The organism is Sandaracinaceae bacterium, assembly GCA_016706685.1.
GTDB lineage: Bacteria > Myxococcota_A > Polyangia > Polyangiales > Houyiibacteriaceae > JADJJE01.
Window position 1 is genome coordinate 415,021 of sequence record JADJJE010000002.1, and the last position, 17,326, is coordinate 432,346.

A 17,326-nucleotide genomic window follows, 5' to 3' on the forward strand; every position below is an offset into this window, starting at 1 on the left:
ACTTCTCCAGGAACCGAGGCCAAGTCTGCCGCCTATGGGCTTCAGCCCTAGGTGCCCAATTGAGCCTCTGCAGTTGCTCCTCGAGGCCGCCGGTCCCGACCGCCGAGAGCACTCCGACGGATCGCAGGGGACACTCCAACACCGAGAGCGTATGATTCCTTGGTCGCTGCCGGCTCCCCCGGCACTTGTGAGAGGAACGCCACGGTGAAGCTCAAGCTCTGTCTCATCGCCCTGCTCGGGGCTGTCTCGGTCGGCTGCTCCGGTTCGGGTGGATCCCCGACCGGGGCGCCTGCGCAGCAACCTGGCCAGGCCGCCCGGCCGCTCTTCGAGCAAGACGGGCAGCTGGCACCGGGTGGGCACGTGAACCTGAACGTCCCCGTCGAGGCGGGGGAGCAGGTGGTCGTGACCCTCACGGCCACGGAGTTCGACCCCATCTTGGAGGTCACGCCCCCCGGCGCGGCGCCGCTCACCAACGACGACTGGCGGGGGAGCCGCACCGAGTCGCGTCTGAGCGTGATCGTCAGCGAGGGCGGCACGCTCAAAGTGGGCGTCACCAGCTTCTCGCCCGCCACGGGTGGCAGCTTCCACGTGCGCGTGGACCGGGGCGGCTTGCCCGTGGTGGCCGAGGCCGCTCCCGGCGTGACGGCAGTTCCCACCGGGGGTGCCACGCCCAGCCTGCCCAGCGGCATCGCCAGCCAGATGGCCGTGGCGCCCGCCACGCTGCAGCCCGGCCAGACGTACCAGGGCGAGATCGGCAACGGCGACAGCACGCTGGCCGACGGCAGCCGCCAGGAGCAGGTGCTGGTGAGCGGCGCCACGTCAGGCCCGCTCTCGCTCTTCATCCAGGCCCAGACGCAGGTCATCCCCAGCGCCGTGGTGCTGGACCCGCAGGGGCGCGCGCTCAGCGCCGCCAGCAACGGCTCGTACACCATCACGCAGCCGGGCACGCACCGGGTGCAGCTCATCGCGGCGGCCAACCAGACGGCTGGCTACACCATGCGGCTGAGCGCGGCGGCGGCGGCTCCGGCGGCGGCGCCCACCACGCCCCAGCTCTCGCGCACGCACCACCAGCTGCCCACCGGCGGCACGCCGCAGAGCGTGACCATCGGCCAGCGCGTGTCGGGCCAGCTCAACGGCTCGTCGGCGCTCCCCACGGGCGAGCCCATGACGCTCTACTCCTTCAACGCCACGCCGGGGCAGTCCATCACGGTGGACCTCACGTCCACGGCGTTCGATCCGTACCTCATGGTGATCGGGCCCACGGGCCGTCACTGGGAGAACGACGACGCGGGCGGCGGGCTCAACTCGCAGGTGGTGTTCGACGCCGACGCCGCGGGCACCTACCGCGTTGTCGCCACCGCCTACCGTGCGGGCATGGCCGGCGCGTTCGACCTGGGCATCACCCTCGGGCAGCGCGGCACCACGCCGGCCGCCCCCACGCCGGGCGTTCCCAGCACCGTGGGTGTGGCCACCGGGCCGGGCACCTCGCAGCGCGGCGCGCTCGCGCAGGGTGACGCCACGCTCAACTCGGGCGAGTTCATGGACACCTACGAGATGAACTTTCCGGCCGGCACCGCGGTGCACCTCGAGGCCGTGTCCACCGGCTTCGACACGTACCTCATGGTGCGCCCGCCCAGCGGCGAGCAGCTGGACAACGACGACCAGGCCTCGGGCAACACCAACGCCGCGCTCAACTTCGTGTCCACCGGCGGCTCCTACCGCGTGATGGTCACCAGCTATCGCCCCGGCGAGGTGGGTGACTACGAGCTGCGCGTCAACCAGGGCGGCGCGGCCCCGGCCACCAGCCCCACCACCAACCCGGGCACCGAGGTCGGTCACACCGGCGGACCGGGCGCTCGTCCGGCCACGGCCGTCAGCGGCACCACGGCCACGGGCGCGCTCGCGCAGGGCGACGCCACCATCCAGAGCGGCGAGTTCGCGGACTACTTCACGCGCACCTTCGAGGTGGGCCAGTCCGTGGAGATCCGCCTCACGTCGTCGCAGTTCGACCCGTACATCATCGTCATGAGCCCGAGCGGCCGTCAGCTGGACAACGACGACATCAACGGCCAGACGCGCGACGCGGGCATCAACCTGCCGGCCGCCGAGGCGGGCGAGTACCGCATCACCGTCACTAGCTACCGCCCGGGCGAGGTGGGCAACTACAACCTCACGTTCGGCGCGGGCGCAGCCGTGCCCCGTCCCAGCACGGGCACCGGTACGGCGGCCAACGGCCAGGGCGGGCGCATCTTCGGTGTGTTCGTGGGCATCTCGGACTACCCGGGCAGCGGCAGCGACCTGCCGGAGTGCGCCAACGACGCCATCAAGCTGGCGCAGGCGCTCCGTGAGCGCAGCCTCTTGGTGGAGACGCGCCAGGTGGTGCTGACCGACAGCCAGGCCACCCTCGCGAACGTGCGCCAGGCGATGCAGCGCATGGCCACGGAAGTGCGCCCCGACGACATCTTCGTCTTCTTCTACTCGGGCCACGGCAGCCAGGGGTCTCCCGGCTCCACGGACGCGCGCGAGATCGACGGCATCGACGAGTCCATCGTGCTCTTCGACGGGCAGATGGTGGACGACGAGATGGGCCGCCTGTTCGACGGCATCAATGCGCGCCTGGCGGTGCTCTCGCTGGACTCGTGCTTCGCGGGCGGCTTCGCCAAGGACGTCATCACGCGCCCCGGCCGCGTGGGCCTCTTCAGCTCCGAAGAGGACGTGCTCAGCGCGGTGGCGGGCCAGTTCCAGGCCGGTGGCTACCTCAGCCACTTCCTGCGCACCGCCTTCCAGGGCTCGGCCGACGCGGCGCCCAACGACGGCGTGCTCACGGTGGGCGAGCTGACCCACTACCTCCACCGCCAGTTCGCGCAGCACGCGGCCGACGTGGAGATGCAGGGGGCCTACCAGCACCTCGTGGTGGACCGCGGCGCGGTGACGGTGGATCAGGTGCTCTGGTCGTACCGCTGAGCGCCCTAGGCTGACGAGCGAGAGCCCGGTCCGGCGATGAGCCGCACCGGGCTTCTTCGTGTCTGCGACAAGGTCAACGTAGACGTAGACGTAGACGTAGACGTAGACGTAGACGTGGTCGTAAGCGTGCTCGTAAACGTGCTCGTGCTCGTGCTCGTACTCGCCAACATCGACGTCGACCGAAAGCAACTCCCGCCCCTCCAAGCCGACACCCCTCCATGCTCACCTTTCAAAAGCTGGATGTGTACCGCTGCTCCATCGACTTCGCGGCCATCGCCACTGACCTGTGCAAAGCGATTCCCCGCGGCCACGCGGAGCTACGCGACCAACTGAGGCGCGCCGCGTTCTCGGTTCCACTCAACATTGCCGAAGGAACCGGTCGAGTGACCGCGGCGGACGGGGCGCGACACTTCGCCATCGCACGCGGTTCGGCGATGGAGTGCGCGGCAGTGCTCGACGTCGTTCGTCTTCTGGGGGTCGGGACGGACGAGCAGCATCGCCAGGCGGTCGAGTTGCTGGGGCGGATGGTGGCGATGCTGTCGAAGCTGTCCCGGTAGCCGGTGGGGGGGTGGTAGGGACACGAGTACGAGCACGAGCACGAGCACGTCTACGAGCACGAGTACGACGACGACCACGTCTACGTCTACGTCTACGTCAACGTGATCGTAGGCTTTGGGTCACTCGTCGAGGAACTCGTTGGAGCCGCCACCACCGCCCCCGCCCCCGCCGTAGTCTTCCTCCGGGGCGCCGCCGTAGTAGTCACCCTCGGCGAGGTTGTCGAAGCGGGTGTACTCGTTGAAGAAGCGCACGCGCGCGGTGCCGGTGGGGCCAGCGCGCTGCTTGCCGATGATCACCTCGGCGATGCCGCGGTCTTCGGTCTCTTGGTTGTAGACCTCGTCGCGGTAGATGAACCAGATGGTGTCGGCGTCCTGCTCGATGGCGCCGGACTCGCGCAGGTCGGACAGCTGCGGGCGCTTGTCTTTGTTGCCGCGGCTCTCGACGCCACGGTTGAGCTGCGAGAGGGCGATGACGGGCAGCGACATCTCCTTGGCGAGGCCCTTCAGGTTTCGGCTGATCTCCGAGATCTCCTGCTCGCGCGAGTCGTTCTTGGAGCCCGAGCGCATGAGCTGGAGGTAGTCCACCACGATGAGCGAGAGGCCGTGCTCGCTCGCGATGCGGCGCGCCTTGCTGCGCAGCTCGAGCATGGAGATGGCCGGCGTGTCGTCGATGAACACGGGCAGCGTGCTGAGCAGGCCGGCGGCCTTCGACAGCTTGGGCCAGTCCTCGCGGATGAGCTTGCCGGTGCGCAGGCGTGTGCCGTCTACGCGTGCTTCGCTGCCGAGCATGCGCTGGGCCAGCTGCTCCTTGGGCATCTCGAGCGAGAACACCGCCACGCCCTTGCCCGACTTCACCACCGCGTTGATGGCCACGTTGAGCGCGAACGAGGTCTTACCCATGCCGGGACGGCCGGCGATGATGATCAGGTCGCCGGGGTGCATGCCCGCGGTCATGGCGTCCACGCGGGTGAAGCCCGTGGGCAGGCCGGTGATGGCCTCGCCGCGCTGAGCCGCCTCCTGGATGGTCATGAAGGTGCGCTTCACGATCTCGCGGATGTGCTCGTAGGGGTTCTTGGCGCGCTCTTTGGCCACGTTGAAGACGCGGCTCTCGGCGGTGTCGAGGAAGTTCTCGATCTCGCCGTAGTCGCCGTAGCCCTCGGCCGCGAGCTCGTGGCAGACCGAGAGCATGCGCCGCACGATGGCCTTCTCTTTGACGATCTTGGCGTGCGCCTCGATGTTGGCCACCGTGGGGATGCTCATCGACAGCGACAGCAGGTAGTCGTCGCCGCCCACCGAGGCGAGCTTGTTCGCGCCCACCAGCGCCGAGCGCAGCGTGACCTGGTCGATGGGCTCGTTGCGCGCGAACAGCGTGCGCATGGTCTCGAAGATGATCCCGTTGGCCGAGCTGTAGAAGTGCTCGGACTCGAGGACCTCGATCACGATGTTCATGGCGCCGTTCTCGAGCAGGATGCCTCCCAGCACGGCGCGCTCGGCGTCGAGTGAGTTGGGCGGCACCCGGCCGGTCGAGGACTCGCGGTTCATCGTGGCAGCGTGTACCACGACGCGGGCTCCGGCAGTAGTCGGCCAATAGCGTGACCAACGAGTCGTGTCGCGCGTGGCGTAGAACGTCATCCAGTGTCGGATAGAGTGTGTTTTTGGGGCTTCTCTTGTGAGCGCCCCGCACGTATCCTCCGCGCAGCACGCGGGACCAGGGCCAGTCGGTCCACCGCCAACTCTCGGAGTGAATTGGATGTTAAATCAATCGACCACGCGCACGAAGCGCGTGTTGGCTGGCCTCGTCGCGGGAGCGCTCGGCCTGACCCTCGGCGCCCCCACCGCAGAGGCCGGCGGCTTCGACATGCCGGGCATCGGCACCCGTGGGCTCGGCCGCGCCGGTGCCTACGGTGTTCGCACGGACTCACCGCTCGCGCTGCACCTGAACCCCGCGAACCTCGCGCGGCTCTCGGGTATCAACGCCGAGCTGAACCTGCACATCGCGAGCCTGCAGTCGTGCTTCGATCGTGACGGAACGCCCACGCGGGACGGCGAGGGCGGGGTCCGTGCGCAGGAGACCGACACGCCTGGCAACGCCAGCGACTTCGGGAACCCGAGCGACTACGCCGACATCGAGTACCCCGAGGTCTGCAACGCAGCGGGACTGTTCCCGATCCCGCAGCTGGGGCTGTCGTTTCGGCCGCACGAGCGCGTCGGCCTCGGCGTGGGCTTGATCGCTAAGAACAACATCGGCCACCGCACCTTCGGCGCGGCGGGCGGCGACAACATCGGGACCTACGCGGTCCCCGGCACGCCGACCGGGCGACTGCCCGTCTCGAGCCGCTACGACGTCATCGAGGCCAACGTGCTGCTCGCGTTCATCGCCGTCGGTGCCGGCGTGGAGATCCATCCTCGCCTGCGCGTGGGCGCCACCTTCGGCTACGGCTTCGCGAGCACTGGCTTCACGCCGGCAGTCGCCCCAGTGGCCAGTCAGGACTTCGCGCGCGACATCATCGCCGTGGTCGACGCGCACGACCGCTTCGTTCCTCGCATTGCGTTCTCCATTGACGCCGAGCCGGTCGACGGCCTCGAGGTCATGGCCGGCTTCACCTGGACCGCCGACGTCAAGGCGTCGGGCGACCTGAACCTGCGGCCCGTCTTCTGGGGCAACATCGAAGACCAGGTCACGCAGCCCCGCCTCCCGGCCGACGAGGGCTGGGAGGACGTGACCTTCCCGGTGAACCTGACCGCGCCGCAGACCTCGGTCATCAGCTTCGGCACGCGCTACGCGATGGCGCGACCGGGCGCGCGCACCACCTCCGATCGCGTGGCCGGCGTGCCCGCTCCCACCCTGGCCGAGGGCGAGGTCTCGCGACCTTTCGATCCGATGCGGGATGAGGTCTTCGACCTCGAGCTGGACGTCGTGGTGACCCTCGGCAGCCGCGTGGACACGTTCAACGTGGTCGCGAGCCCCGTCGAGGGCCAGCGCTTGGTCTCGGGCGTGCTCACGCTCCCCGCGCCTCCGCCCATCGACCTCCCGCACAACTGGAAGACCCAGGTCATGGTCGCGCTCGGCGGCGACGTCAACGTGCTCCCCGAGGTGTTCGCGCTGCGCTGGGGCCTCGTCTACGAGTCCCACGGCGTCGAAGCGGGCTACGAGCGTCTCGACTTCACCCCCTGGCAGCTGTTCGGTGGGTCCTTCGGCATGACGCTGCGCATTCAGCGCTTCGAGCTCTCGCTCGGCTACATGCACACGCACTACTTCACGGTGAACAACAGCAACGAAGACGCGCAGGTGCGCGCTCCCAGTGCCGCGGGGCCCGGCGAAATCATCAACGCCGGCCGCTTCACCGCCAGCGCCAACCTGCTGTCGCTCGGGTTGTCGTACCGCTTCCAGTAAGCGGCGGCGTGGTGGATGACTCGACCCCCTGGGCGGTGTGCCTCGGGGGTCGATGTCTTTCGGGGGGCTGGAGGGCTCGGCTTGGACGTGACTGAGCGTGGGATCAGTTGGCGCACCGAATCACAGTGAAGTTCCCCGTTACGCCGTGGCTAGGACCGTCAGCTTCCATACTGCCGAACTGGAGCCGCGCGGAGACGGAGTCGTTGTCGACGGCTGAAATGTGCACGGTTGCGCCGACTGCGGCGTGCGACTCGAACCCGTCGACTCTGCGATACCAAGTCACCACCTGGTTGTCGTATGAGCCCACCACGAACCCGGGCACGCTGACCGCCATGTTGAGGTCGGTGGACGACACGCCCTTCAGTCTCGGCGCAGACCCGGTCGACAACCACCTCCTGCTCCGCACCTTCACCTACGACACGCTGGGCCGCCGCGTGGCGTCCACCGATCCGGACAGCGACTCGCGGGCGAGCGGCACCACCGCCGCCAACCGCACGTGGCGCTACCTGTACAACGACGTGGGCGACCTCGCCGCGGTGCGTGACCCGCGCGGCTGCGGCCAGAACTTCTACTACGACCACGCGGGCCGGCTGATCGCGGAGGACTACGTGTGGTGCTCGGAGGCGATGCCCCCCGGCGACCTGCCCGATACAGCCTTGCCCGTGGACGCCATTGGCATGGGCGTGGTGGGTCCCAGCGGGCAGCTGGTGGATGCCCGCTACTTCTTCGACGAAGAGCCCGACTTCGACCTGGACGTGACCCTGAGCACCACCCCGCACTGGGTGGGGCGCATGAGCGGCGCCACGGACCGGGCGCAGCGCAGCGTGGTGGTGTACGACCAGCGCGGCCAGCCGCGCGCCGCCGCCCGGCAGATGGCGGTACTCCCGCGCGCTCGCCGTTTGAACCCCACGCTGGCGGCGAACCTGCAGGCGACGGGGCTGCGCGCGCCATTGGCCCCCAGCACGCGCCGCTGGGACGAGGACCACACCTACGTGGCGCGCACCACCTATGACTACCTGGGCCGCCCTGTGTCCATGGACTACCCCAGCGACCCCGACTGGCTGGCCATGGGCGGCATGGGGCCTGCGCCCGAGGTGGGCGCCTCGCTGCGCTACAACCAGCTGGGCCTGTCGCTGGGCGTCACGCTGGCCGTCTCGCAAGACGGGGAGACCCTGTACGGCGTGCCCATCGTGCGGAACGTCACCTACAACGCCAGCCGGCAGCCCGTGCGCACGGACTTCGGCGACGAGCAGGTGATTGGCCCCCTGTTCACTGAGGTGAGCTACGACCTGCGCCAGCGGCCCGTGCGTGCGCGAGCGGTGCGCCAGCCTGGTGACGGCGCTGTGGCCCCCGAGCTGAACGCCGTGAGCGTGGTGCACGACTTCCAGTACGCGTGGGACGAGGTCAACAACCTCACCCAAGTGACCGACGCGCGCGCCAGCGCCGAGTGGTCCGCTGGCTACCGCCCCTGGCGCCAGGACATCTCGCACGACGCGCTCTACCGCGTGAACCGCGTGGAGTTCACGTACATGAACGCCGAGGGCGTGTTCGACCCGGGCTACGACGACGCCGCCACTGACTGGCGCCGCGAGCAGCTGGACGAGAACCTGGACGGCAGCACGCACGAGGAGCGTGACCCCATGCACCGGCGCCCGGCGCCCATGATCTCGCAGAACGGCGCCACGCGCGTGCGCGACCTAGTCTACGACTACGACTGGCTGGCCAACCAGACCGAGTGGACCGACGACCAGGGCGTGTTCTACGAGCGCTCGGCCGGCCTGCTGAGCAGCGGCAACGACGACCCGGGGTTCACCGCCCTGTCACCCGCGCCCCGCCCGAGCGCGCTGTACCTGAGCACCAACATCCGCGAGGCCCCGGCCACGCGCCAGGTGGGCGTGGACCACGGCGGCTTCGTCACCCTGAAGTACGGCAACGACGGCAACGTCACCGAGATGACGGTGCGCAGCCAGTGCCGCGACCGCTCCGCCACGCTGGTGTGCGCCGACCCGCAGACCGCCAGCCTGGCCACCCGCCAAGCCACGCTCGAGAACAACTGCCGCTGTCAGGCCGAGCAGCACTACCGCTACGACTGGGACGAGCTCAACCGCCTGAGCGAGGCGCGCCGCTATGACCGCCAAGCGGCTGCGGGCGCGTGGCGCCTGATGGTGCAGCAGCGCTACCGCTACGACGCGGGCAACGTCCGCATGATCAAGGAAACCATCAACAACGGCAACGACGGCGCGTCCTTCGCGGCCACCACGCTGCACCCCTTCCCGGGCGACTACGAGCGCCGCGGCCTCGAGCACGACTACGCGGGGCGCACCTACCACGCCAGCACCGCGCTGGGCACCGAGACCCAGTACATCGTGGGCGGCGCCCGCCTGGTGTGGGCCAGCAACGAGCCGCGCGACCCCAACAACCCCAGCCTGACCCGCGAGCAGCGCCTCACCCTGCCCCTCACCGACCTGGTGCAGAGCACCGCCGCCGTGGTGGACCTCCAGAGCGGCGACCTGCTAGAGCACACCACCTTCTACCCGAACGGGGCCCGCGAGACGCACCACACCACCGACGAGGTGTCCATGCAGCTGGAGCCGATTGGCTTCACGGGCAAGGAGGCCGACGAAGAGGTGGGGCTGGTGTACTTCGGCGAGCGGTATCTGATTCCGCGGGTTGGCCGGTGGGCGAGCGTGGACCCGCTGAGCGCGCATGCCATGGGCGGCGGGGAGGCGATGAATGGGTTCCACTATGTGAGTGGGAACCTGCTGCAGGCTCGGGACCCCTTGGGGCTGGATGTCTGCGGGGTCGACAAATCATGCGACCCAAACGACCCCAACACCGACGCCACACGTTCAAACCCGGACGGGACCGCTGCGAACGCCCAAGCACAGGACGAAGAGCGGCGCGAAGAGGATGAGCATCGCCGCGCGGCATCACCAAGCGCCATCGCCAGTGGACCGGATGGCGAGACCATCGACGCTTCCAGTCAGCTGTGCGACACGGATCAGTGCGTTACGCCGCCTCCCACGGAGCGTGCCTTTCGCGCCGCCCCGCCGCTTCCCGTTCAACGCCCCATCCCTTTGGAAGAGCCTGCGGAAAATTTCGTGCCGGACGGGCCACCTGCACCGTCGGATGAGGAGTTGGCGGAGCGGCAGGCGGATTTGGAGGCCGAGACACGTCAGATTGTTCCCCACGCAGGTTGGGCCACCAGTTTAACTGCGAATCTCTCCGCCATAGCTGGCTTTGGGGGCACTTTCAGCCTTGGAGGCGTGGTGGGCGAGGAAGTCTACGACAACGGTGATGTTGACACTGTGCGTGGTATAGTGCTCACCTTCGGTGGTGGAATTGGGGGTGATCTGGGAGGAAGCGTCGGTGTGAATCACGCGGATACGCCGGAATCTATGGCAGGCTGGGGCACCAACTATAACTACGGATTTGGCCTGAACGGCGCTCTCTCGGAATCCGATCCTCCGGAGGACGACCCCTACCGATTCTGGTCCGGAGGTGGTGTATCTGTCGGATTGGAGGCCGGAGTATCGGTTACGAGAAGCTTTACTCTAGTGATCGATCTCTGGCCAGATTGAGTCGGGAATGTTCTGCAATGCACTTTGAATCAAGCAGTCTTATCGGTGAGTTCGCTGCGATGCTACTTGTGGTGGTTGTCGTTTGGGGCGCGTTCTCCCACCGAAGAAATCTGTCATTGCGAGTGTCTTCTATTGGCTGGGTCGCAATACTCGCCTTCGCTCTAGTTTTGGGCGTTATTGCAATGGGTCGACATCGCGCTCTGCTTAGTTGTGCGGAGCACACCGGTGTTGTCCATAGTGTAACGCGCGAAGGAAAGTATCATGTTCTTCACATTGGTCATCACCGGTTCTACGTACATGGAGCAATCTCGACGGGAGGATTCACGCGACTTGACGAACTCGATGTTGGTCGTGAGTACGCATACTGTCATGGGCGATTCACCATCTGGCGGATCCGCTCGCTTTAGAGCCTGTCGATGCCGAAGTGGGCGCGGATCATGAAGCAACGACCTTGAGGAAGGGCTTCCGGTCGTTGGCTTCGAAGTAGCGCGAGTGCCAGGTCTGGACGGTGCGCCAGGAGGGCGGCGTTCAACAGCTATCGACGCGAGAGCCATGCGTCCACGTCGGCGACGTAGGATTCGAGATCGCCGAGGTGATTCTCGACGACGTCGCGGACGATGCGGAGGTCGACCACTTCGTAGCCGTGGACGACGACGTTCCTGAAGTCCGCCATCCGCGCCATCTCGGTGGCACGGGTGGCCGCGAGCAGTCCGTGCTCTGCGAGCTTGGCGAACGCATCGCTGTTCGACCGAGGCTCTCCGAGACCCTCCTCCGAGATCAGGTGGAACGCCACGTCGAGCGCCGCCTGGATCGCGAGCTGGAGGGTGTGCACCACGAAGCGCTCCTCGCGCAGGTCGGTGTTGGCGTCCAGATTGGCGTCGTAGCCGGCGGCCGAACTGGCGTCGTAGCGATCCGAGGCGAAGTCCACGCTGACGTCGCAAATCGCGACCGCGGGGGTCATATCCCGGGCGGAGCTGGTGGGCGCGAAGCGGCCCGCCACGTCGTAGACCACCGGCTCTCGATGTTCGTCTACGACGTGGCGGGCCGCTTCGCGCCGGCTCGTTGCTAGAGGATGTCTTGCTCGCGCCTCCAGTGCGGCTGCATGAGGACGCGGTTGACCTGCTTGAGATCCACGCAGCGCACGCGGTCACGGACGGCCTCGAGCATGGTGGCGACGCAGAGGTTGCGTGCGCGGCGGAGGAGGCCCTCCGAGGCGCGGACGATGAGCTGGAGCGCATCGGGCGTGAAGGTGCTGTGCGCGAGGGCGACACGGTCGAGCTGCTCGTGGATGAAGGCCAGCAGGTCGTCGGGGGCGAGGCGCTGCATCAAGACGGAGTAGGTGACGCGGCTCTTGATGTCGTCGTTGACGCTGAGGGTGAGCTTGTGGAGCAGCTCGGGCTGCGCGAAGAGGATGAGGTTGTGGTTCTTGGGGAAGTCCTCGAGGAGCAGGCGCAGACGGCGCAGAGCGTGCACGTCCATCAGGTGTGCGTCGTCGATGATGGGGGCGAGCATCTTGCCGAGGTGATTGACCCGGTGGGCCTCTTCAATGAGGCGGCGCTCGCAGAGGAAATCGCGGCCGTCGGTGTCGAGCTGGAACGCCTCGCAGAGGATGCGTAGGGTGCTGTGATAGGTGTGCAGGGTGCGGTTGACGACGGGCGCGATGAGACGCTTGGGGTCGTGTTTGCAGAGGGCCTGCTTGATGACGGTCTTGCCTGTGCCCGGCTCGCCGACGACGAGGCATAGGCCACCCTGCTGGCAGTGGACGCGGAGCGTGTCGAAGACCTCTTGCTGATGCGCGAGGAGGGTGAGGTCGACGTGCTCGTGCTCATTCAACACCTGAGTCGGCGGGTGTCTGACTGGGTGTCATGACCATCCAGGCCATCGCACCGTCTGCTTCTGCGCGGTCGAGGACTACGCGGGCTTCGACTTCGCAATGCGCTCGAGCTCCGAAGCGACGGCCGCCTTGTCGATGCGTCCTTCGGCGACACCCATCGTCAGTTCGTAGAACGCCTCGGAGCCATGATCGAGAGTGATCCCGTTCAGATCGAGGAAAACCTGGGCGGCAAGCAGCCCCGCCCGCTTGTTGCCGTCGATGAAGGGGTGGTTCGAGACGATGTGAAACAGATAGGCCCCCGCCATCGCGAAGAGGCCCTCGTGCGCGTAGGCGCCACCGAACGAAGCCTGAGGCTGGGCCAAGGCCGACTCCAGGAGTCCACGATCACGCAGGCCCGCGCCGCCTCCGAAGCGAACGAGCTGAGCCTGGTGCAGCGCGAGCACCACCTCGACCGTGAGGAACTCGATCTCGGCAGAAGCGTCGCTCACTTCGCGAGCTTCCGATACGTCTCCTCGTGCGCGTCCATGAGCCGGTCCGCAGCGGCGAGCGCGCGGTCCATCAAGGGCGCCTTCCTCACCGGGCGGATGATGAGCGCCTCGCCGTCGGTCGTGACCTCGAGCGGAGTGTCCTTGTTGATGTCCAGCAGCTCCAGAATCGGGCGCTCGATGATGAGGCCTAGGCTGTTGCCGACCGCGGAGAGCTTCTTGACCATCATGGGTGCCTCGTTCTTACGTGCGTAACACGCTGAGTGTAACGCCACGGCGCGCGCCAGCGCCAGCTGCCGACGGTCGAGCCTCGACCACCCGACCGACCAGCGCTCGGTCCAAGAGGGTCGGGGACGCACAGCGGCCAATGTGCTCGCGGACCAGCGACCGCGCTGATGCGTGGAATGATCATTGCGCCGGGGGCTATCGGCGCGAGAGCCATGCGTCCACGTCAGCGACGTAGGACTCGAGATCGCCGAGGTGATTCTCGACGACGTCGCGGACGATGCGGAGGTCGACCACTTCGTAGCCGTGGACGACGACGTTCCTGAAGCCCGCCATCCGCGCCATCTCGGTGGCCCGGGTGGGCGCGAGCACACCGTGCTCGGCCAGCTTGGCGAACGCATCGCTGTTCGAGCGAGGCTCGCCGAGACCCTCTTCCGAGATCAGGTGGAACGCCACGTCGAGCGCCGCCTGGATCGCCAGCTGGAGGGTGTGCACCACGAAGCGCTCCTCGCGCAGGTCGGTGGAGATCCGTGTCGGGTCCGCCATCGTGCGGAGCTCGTGCAAGCAGCGCAGAACGAAGGCGAGCTTCTTCTGGACGAGCGCGACGTCGGTCATGACGCGACCCGACGCGCGCGGCGCAGCGCGGCCTCGCGGATGCTCGCCAGTCTCGGCACGAGGTCGAAGTACTCGTGCCGCTTGCGGACCTCGAACGCGATGCGGCGCGGGCGGTCGCGGTCCAGCACCAGCACCCCGTCCCGCAGCACGCGATGGACGAGCTCCACGTCGGCATCGTCGATGACGACGAGATCGACCTCCCGGCCGACCGCGCGCTCTAGGTAGAGCGCGAGCTCGGTCGGGAGATCCTCGAGGGTCCCGGACGCGGGCTTACCGCGCAGCACGGCGATGTCCACGTCGCTGTCCGGTCGCGCGCTCCCCCGCGCCACGCTCCCGAAGACCCAGGCCGCGACCACGTCGCCCCGCTCCGCGACGGCTCTCCGGACGGCGTCGATCGAAGGGTTCATCGGGACAACCATACCACGTGGAACCCAGGCGGAGCCTAAGGAGACCATCGCGCGGAAACTGGGCAATACGTGTCCGGGTGCGCCGACACACGGGTGGTGACCAACGCCAACGACGCCGCCATCACGATCGCGTGTGCCTGAGAGAGGACCAGCGAGTCGATGGTCAGAGCCAAGCCATGGGCGCGGGTGGAAACCGAACTCGACGGTGCTGCCTTCGCGTTCCCCGTTCCTGGGCGGTTGGTGCTGCTCGGCTCGGACCCAGCGGCGGTCGACTTCTACGACGCGCTCGGAGCCCTGCCCTGCGCGCCAGCGGCCTGGAAGGCGCCACCGGGAATGGTGGCGAGGGTGATCCCCGCCACGGTTTGTGCCACGATGTCCACCGTGGCTGCCGCGCTCCGAGACTGACACCATGCCGAAGCTGACCCGCGAAGAAGCAGAAAATGCCTTTCTCCAGACGTTCGAGCGGGCCGCGCCGCATGATCACGGTGGCGTGCTCGTGGGTGGCGTGCCGGTGGCGTCGAAGATCGAGCCGCCCAGCACGCTGGCCGAAGGCGGCCAAGCTCGAGCGCACGGCACCGGCAAGACTCGCTGACGGACGACCAGCGCTGCTGGCGCGGATTCCGGGCTTGCTCACCTAGCCGGGAGGGGGCGACCATCGGCTCGTGCAGCTCGGAAGCGCCCGTGTGAGTCGTCGTCGGCCAAGATGGCCGTCCCCCGACGCGCGTCGCTGGGTCGGCTCGGGCATGCTCATCGCCACCATGATGCTCGCCGCGTCCTGCGACCGCGCCATCGACGAGGCCACGCTCACCCGCGAGACCGAAGAAGCCCAGCAGGCCGAAGCCGCCGCACGGGAGCGCTTCGGGACCGGCGACGAGCGCACCGCGTGGACGCTCACGGTCACCGGGCGCGTCCCCTCCACCACGGTGCTCCCCTTCCGCGAGGTGGAGCGGCTCGCCACCACGGAGTACCTCGCGAAGCCCACCAACGAAGACGCGGACCCGCCGCCGGCGCGCTTCCGTGGGGCCCGGCTGGTGGAGCTGATGGCACGGGCGGAGGCGCCGGCGGATGCCGCGGAGGTCACGCTGGTGGCGAACGATGGCTTCCGAGCCACGTTCGCGGCGCCGGACGTGCGCACCTACCCGGTGATGCTCTCCATCCTGTGGGACGGCGTGCCCATCACGCGCAGTCGCGGCGGGCCGCTGCTCTCCACGGTGCCGAACTTCACCGAGCCGGCGATCGAGGAGCGGTACAACTACTCGTGGTGGGTGTTCTACGTGACGCACCTGGTGGTGGACACCGCCGAGGTCGCGCTGCGCATCGGGGACTGCACGCTCGGTCGGACGCAGCTGGCCGCGCTGCCCCCAGCCGAGGTCACGGTGCGCCACGGCTTCCGCGTGGGCTGGCCCAGCGGGGAGCTGCGCATCGCTGGCGTGCGCGTGCGGGACGCGCTGGCCGCGTGCGAGGCGGCCGTCGGCCCAGGCGACCGCGTGCGCGTGCGCGTGATGGCGCCGGTGCCGGACGGGGACGGTCACGCCGTGCGGCTCGACGCCCGGTCCATCGCGGACACCGACGTGCTGCTCGGGCTGCGCTTCGGAGCCGACGACCAGCCCATCCCGGCGCGGCTCGGTGGCCCGGTGGTGCTGGTCTTCCCGCCCGGCGTGAGCGGGCCGAGCCAGAGCGAGTGGCCCACGTTCGTGCGTGGCCTCGACGTGGAACGCGGGAGCGCACCATGAGACACGAGACCCGGCCGTTCCGCTCCATCGCCGCGCGTCTCTCGCTCACCACCACGGCGCTCGTGGCGAGCGTGCTCGTGGCGGTGGTGGCCGTGTGGACCACCAGCCAGCAGCGGGCCATCCGCGACGCCACGCAGCACGAGGCCAGCTCCATCGCCACCAGCCTCGCGGCGGCGTGGGCCAACGAGCTCATCGACGAGAACTGGAGCCAGATCCGCACCATGCTCAGCGTGGTCATCGAGCAGAGCCCGGACATCGTCTATGTGTTCGTGACCGACCGGCGGCAGCACGACCGGGTCATCGCGGCCGTGCCCGACGACCAGATCGACCGCTTCGTGCCCGACCTGGTCCCGCTCCGTACCACCGAGGCTGCGAACGCCGACACCCAAGACGCGCGCGAGCTCGAGACGCACCTGCTGCGCGACGTGACGTTCGAAGGGGAGCCGCGCGCGCGCCGGGGCGACCGCATCGTGGAGGTGGCGGCCGACATCCGCGCCTTCGAGGGGACCGAGAGCTTCGGGGTGCTGCGCGTGGGCATCTCCACCGCGCGCATCGAGCGCGTGCTGGCCGACACCGCGAAAGACGTGGTGCTCATCGCCGCGGGCTTCCTGGTGCTGGGGCTGCTCGGGTCGCTCTTCGTGGCCCAGCGCATCGCGAGCCCGGTCCGCTCGCTCGAGCGCAGCGCCGCGCGCATGGCCGAGGGAGACCTCGCCCATCGCGCGAACGTCCAGCGCACCGACGAGATCGGGGCGCTCGCGGCCACGTTCAACGACATGGCTGGCACGCTCGAGGCCAGCTTCGGGCGGCTGGAGGCCACCGTCACCTCGTTCGAGCGCTTCGTGCCGCGCAAGTTCCTGGGCGTGGTGGCGCCCGACGGCATCGAGAAGATCCGCGTGGGCGAGCGGGCCACGCGCACCATCACCATCCTGTTCAGCGACATCCGCGGCTACACCTCGCTCTCCGAGGCCATGAGCGCGGAGCAGATGTTCGAGCTGCTCAACGACTACCTCGCGCGCATGGGCAACGAGATCGACCCGCGCGGCGGCTTCATCGACAAGTACATCGGCGACGCGATCATGGCGCTCTTCGACGAGGAGCACACGGACGAGGCGCTGCTCGCCTGCCTCGCCATGCGCCGCTCGCTGGCCGAGTGGAACGTGGAGCGCAAGGCGCGTGGTGAGCCGCCCATCGACACCGGCATCGGCCTGCACCGCGGCGAGGTGATCATGGGCACCGTGGGCTACCGCAGCCGCATCGACTCCACGGTCATCGGCGACGCGGTGAACCTGGCCTCGCGCATCGAGGGCATGACCAAGAATTACGGCTGCGCCATCCTCGTGACCGACGAGGTGAAGGACGCGCTCCTGCACCCGGAGCGCTTCAAGATCACGCTGGTGGACGCAGCGGTGAAGGTGAAGGGCAAGGACATCGCCGTGGCGCTCTACTCGGTGGAGGAGCCCGCGAACGTGCCGAGGCCGGAGCTCGGCTGAGTCGCCGCTCGTGACGGTTGGCAAGGAGGGCAGTCGGTCCC

15 protein-coding genes are annotated in these 17,326 nt (G+C 68.3%); 8 read left to right on the forward strand and 7 right to left on the reverse strand.

Features of this window, described 5'->3' with window-relative positions:
• Positions 1-204 precede the first annotated feature (204 nt).
• The gene (locus tag IPI43_05370) at positions 205-2,964 is read left to right on the forward strand and encodes a caspase family protein (protein MBK7773553.1); all 2,760 of its coding nucleotides are present in this window, start codon (positions 205-207) and stop codon (positions 2,962-2,964) included.
• 218 nt (positions 2,965-3,182) lie between these two features.
• Entirely contained in the window at positions 3,183-3,521 is a 339-nt protein-coding gene (locus tag IPI43_05375; GenBank protein ID MBK7773554.1) for a four helix bundle protein, read from the forward strand.
• Positions 3,522-3,641: 120 nt separating this feature from the next.
• Here the strand turns inward: IPI43_05375 and dnaB are convergent, their stop codons facing one another.
• The gene (gene dnaB / locus IPI43_05380; protein ID MBK7773555.1) at positions 3,642-5,063 is read right to left on the reverse strand and encodes a replicative DNA helicase; all 1,422 of its coding nucleotides are present in this window, start codon (positions 5,061-5,063) and stop codon (positions 3,642-3,644) included.
• A gap of 208 nt (positions 5,064-5,271) precedes the next feature.
• Here dnaB and IPI43_05385 point away from each other — a divergent pair, with 208 nt between their 5' ends.
• Positions 5,272-6,915, forward strand: a complete 1,644-nt coding sequence (locus tag IPI43_05385) for a hypothetical protein (GenBank protein ID MBK7773556.1) — start codon at positions 5,272-5,274, stop codon at positions 6,913-6,915.
• Between the two features lie 332 nt (positions 6,916-7,247).
• On the forward strand, positions 7,248-10,496 hold the full coding sequence (locus tag IPI43_05390) for a hypothetical protein (GenBank protein ID MBK7773557.1): 3,249 nt from the start codon (positions 7,248-7,250) through the stop codon (positions 10,494-10,496).
• Positions 10,497-11,031: 535 nt separating this feature from the next.
• Here IPI43_05390 and IPI43_05395 read toward each other — a convergent pair.
• From IPI43_05395 to IPI43_05420, 6 genes are all read right to left on the reverse strand, one after another.
• Positions 11,032-11,508 (reverse strand): DUF86 domain-containing protein, encoded by a 477-nt coding sequence (locus tag IPI43_05395; GenBank protein MBK7773558.1) that lies wholly within the window; start codon positions 11,506-11,508, stop codon positions 11,032-11,034.
• A gap of 53 nt (positions 11,509-11,561) precedes the next feature.
• Positions 11,562-12,329, reverse strand: coding sequence for an AAA family ATPase (locus IPI43_05400; protein MBK7773559.1), 768 nt, complete (start codon positions 12,327-12,329; stop codon positions 11,562-11,564).
• A gap of 78 nt (positions 12,330-12,407) precedes the next feature.
• Positions 12,408-12,818, reverse strand: coding sequence for a type II toxin-antitoxin system death-on-curing family toxin (locus IPI43_05405; protein ID MBK7773560.1), 411 nt, complete (start codon positions 12,816-12,818; stop codon positions 12,408-12,410).
• A complete protein-coding gene (locus tag IPI43_05410; protein MBK7773561.1) occupies positions 12,815-13,042 on the reverse strand; it encodes an AbrB/MazE/SpoVT family DNA-binding domain-containing protein in 228 nt (75 codons plus the stop codon). Before IPI43_05410 ends, IPI43_05405 begins: the two co-directional genes overlap by 4 nt.
• 196 nt (positions 13,043-13,238) lie before the next feature.
• A complete protein-coding gene (locus IPI43_05415; GenBank protein MBK7773562.1) occupies positions 13,239-13,655 on the reverse strand; it encodes a DUF86 domain-containing protein in 417 nt (138 codons plus the stop codon).
• Positions 13,652-14,062, reverse strand: a complete 411-nt coding sequence (locus IPI43_05420) for a nucleotidyltransferase domain-containing protein (GenBank protein ID MBK7773563.1) — start codon at positions 14,060-14,062, stop codon at positions 13,652-13,654. The genes IPI43_05415 and IPI43_05420 overlap by 4 nt, the downstream gene beginning before the upstream one ends.
• Positions 14,063-14,248: 186 nt before the next feature.
• Here IPI43_05420 and IPI43_05425 point away from each other — a divergent pair, with 186 nt between their 5' ends.
• The 4 genes from IPI43_05425 to IPI43_05440 all read left to right on the forward strand — a co-directional run bounded on the left by IPI43_05425 (position 14,249) and on the right by IPI43_05440 (position 17,285).
• The gene (locus tag IPI43_05425) at positions 14,249-14,467 is read left to right on the forward strand and encodes a hypothetical protein (protein MBK7773564.1); all 219 of its coding nucleotides are present in this window, start codon (positions 14,249-14,251) and stop codon (positions 14,465-14,467) included.
• Between the two features lie 4 nt (positions 14,468-14,471).
• Complete coding sequence (locus IPI43_05430) at positions 14,472-14,654, forward strand: hypothetical protein (protein ID MBK7773565.1); 183 nt, start codon at positions 14,472-14,474, stop codon at positions 14,652-14,654.
• A gap of 151 nt (positions 14,655-14,805) precedes the next feature.
• Positions 14,806-15,795, forward strand: a complete 990-nt coding sequence (locus tag IPI43_05435; GenBank protein MBK7773566.1) for a hypothetical protein — start codon at positions 14,806-14,808, stop codon at positions 15,793-15,795.
• Positions 15,792-17,285 (forward strand): HAMP domain-containing protein, encoded by a 1,494-nt coding sequence (locus tag IPI43_05440; GenBank protein MBK7773567.1) that lies wholly within the window; start codon positions 15,792-15,794, stop codon positions 17,283-17,285. Before IPI43_05435 ends, IPI43_05440 begins: the two co-directional genes overlap by 4 nt.
• Positions 17,286-17,326 lie beyond the last annotated feature (41 nt).

Bases quoted from the DNA above. Each gene is read 5' to 3' on its own strand.
- IPI43_05375 (MBK7773554.1), top strand. From the start codon at position 3,183: ATGCTCACCTTTCAAAAGCTGGATGTGTACCGCTGCTCCATCGACTTC.
- dnaB (MBK7773555.1), bottom strand. From the start codon at position 5,063: ATGAACCGCGAGTCCTCGACCGGCCGGGTGCCGCCCAACTCACTCGAC.
- IPI43_05385 (MBK7773556.1), top strand. From the start codon at position 5,272: ATGTTAAATCAATCGACCACGCGCACGAAGCGCGTGTTGGCTGGCCTC.
- IPI43_05390 (MBK7773557.1), top strand. From the start codon at position 7,248: ATGTTGAGGTCGGTGGACGACACGCCCTTCAGTCTCGGCGCAGACCCG.
- IPI43_05410 (MBK7773561.1), bottom strand. From the start codon at position 13,042: ATGGTCAAGAAGCTCTCCGCGGTCGGCAACAGCCTAGGCCTCATCATC.
- IPI43_05415 (MBK7773562.1), bottom strand. From the start codon at position 13,655: ATGACCGACGTCGCGCTCGTCCAGAAGAAGCTCGCCTTCGTTCTGCGC.
- IPI43_05420 (MBK7773563.1), bottom strand. From the start codon at position 14,062: ATGAACCCTTCGATCGACGCCGTCCGGAGAGCCGTCGCGGAGCGGGGC.
- IPI43_05430 (MBK7773565.1), top strand. From the start codon at position 14,472: ATGCCGAAGCTGACCCGCGAAGAAGCAGAAAATGCCTTTCTCCAGACG.
- IPI43_05435 (MBK7773566.1), top strand. From the start codon at position 14,806: ATGCTCATCGCCACCATGATGCTCGCCGCGTCCTGCGACCGCGCCATC.
- IPI43_05440 (MBK7773567.1), top strand. From the start codon at position 15,792: ATGAGACACGAGACCCGGCCGTTCCGCTCCATCGCCGCGCGTCTCTCG.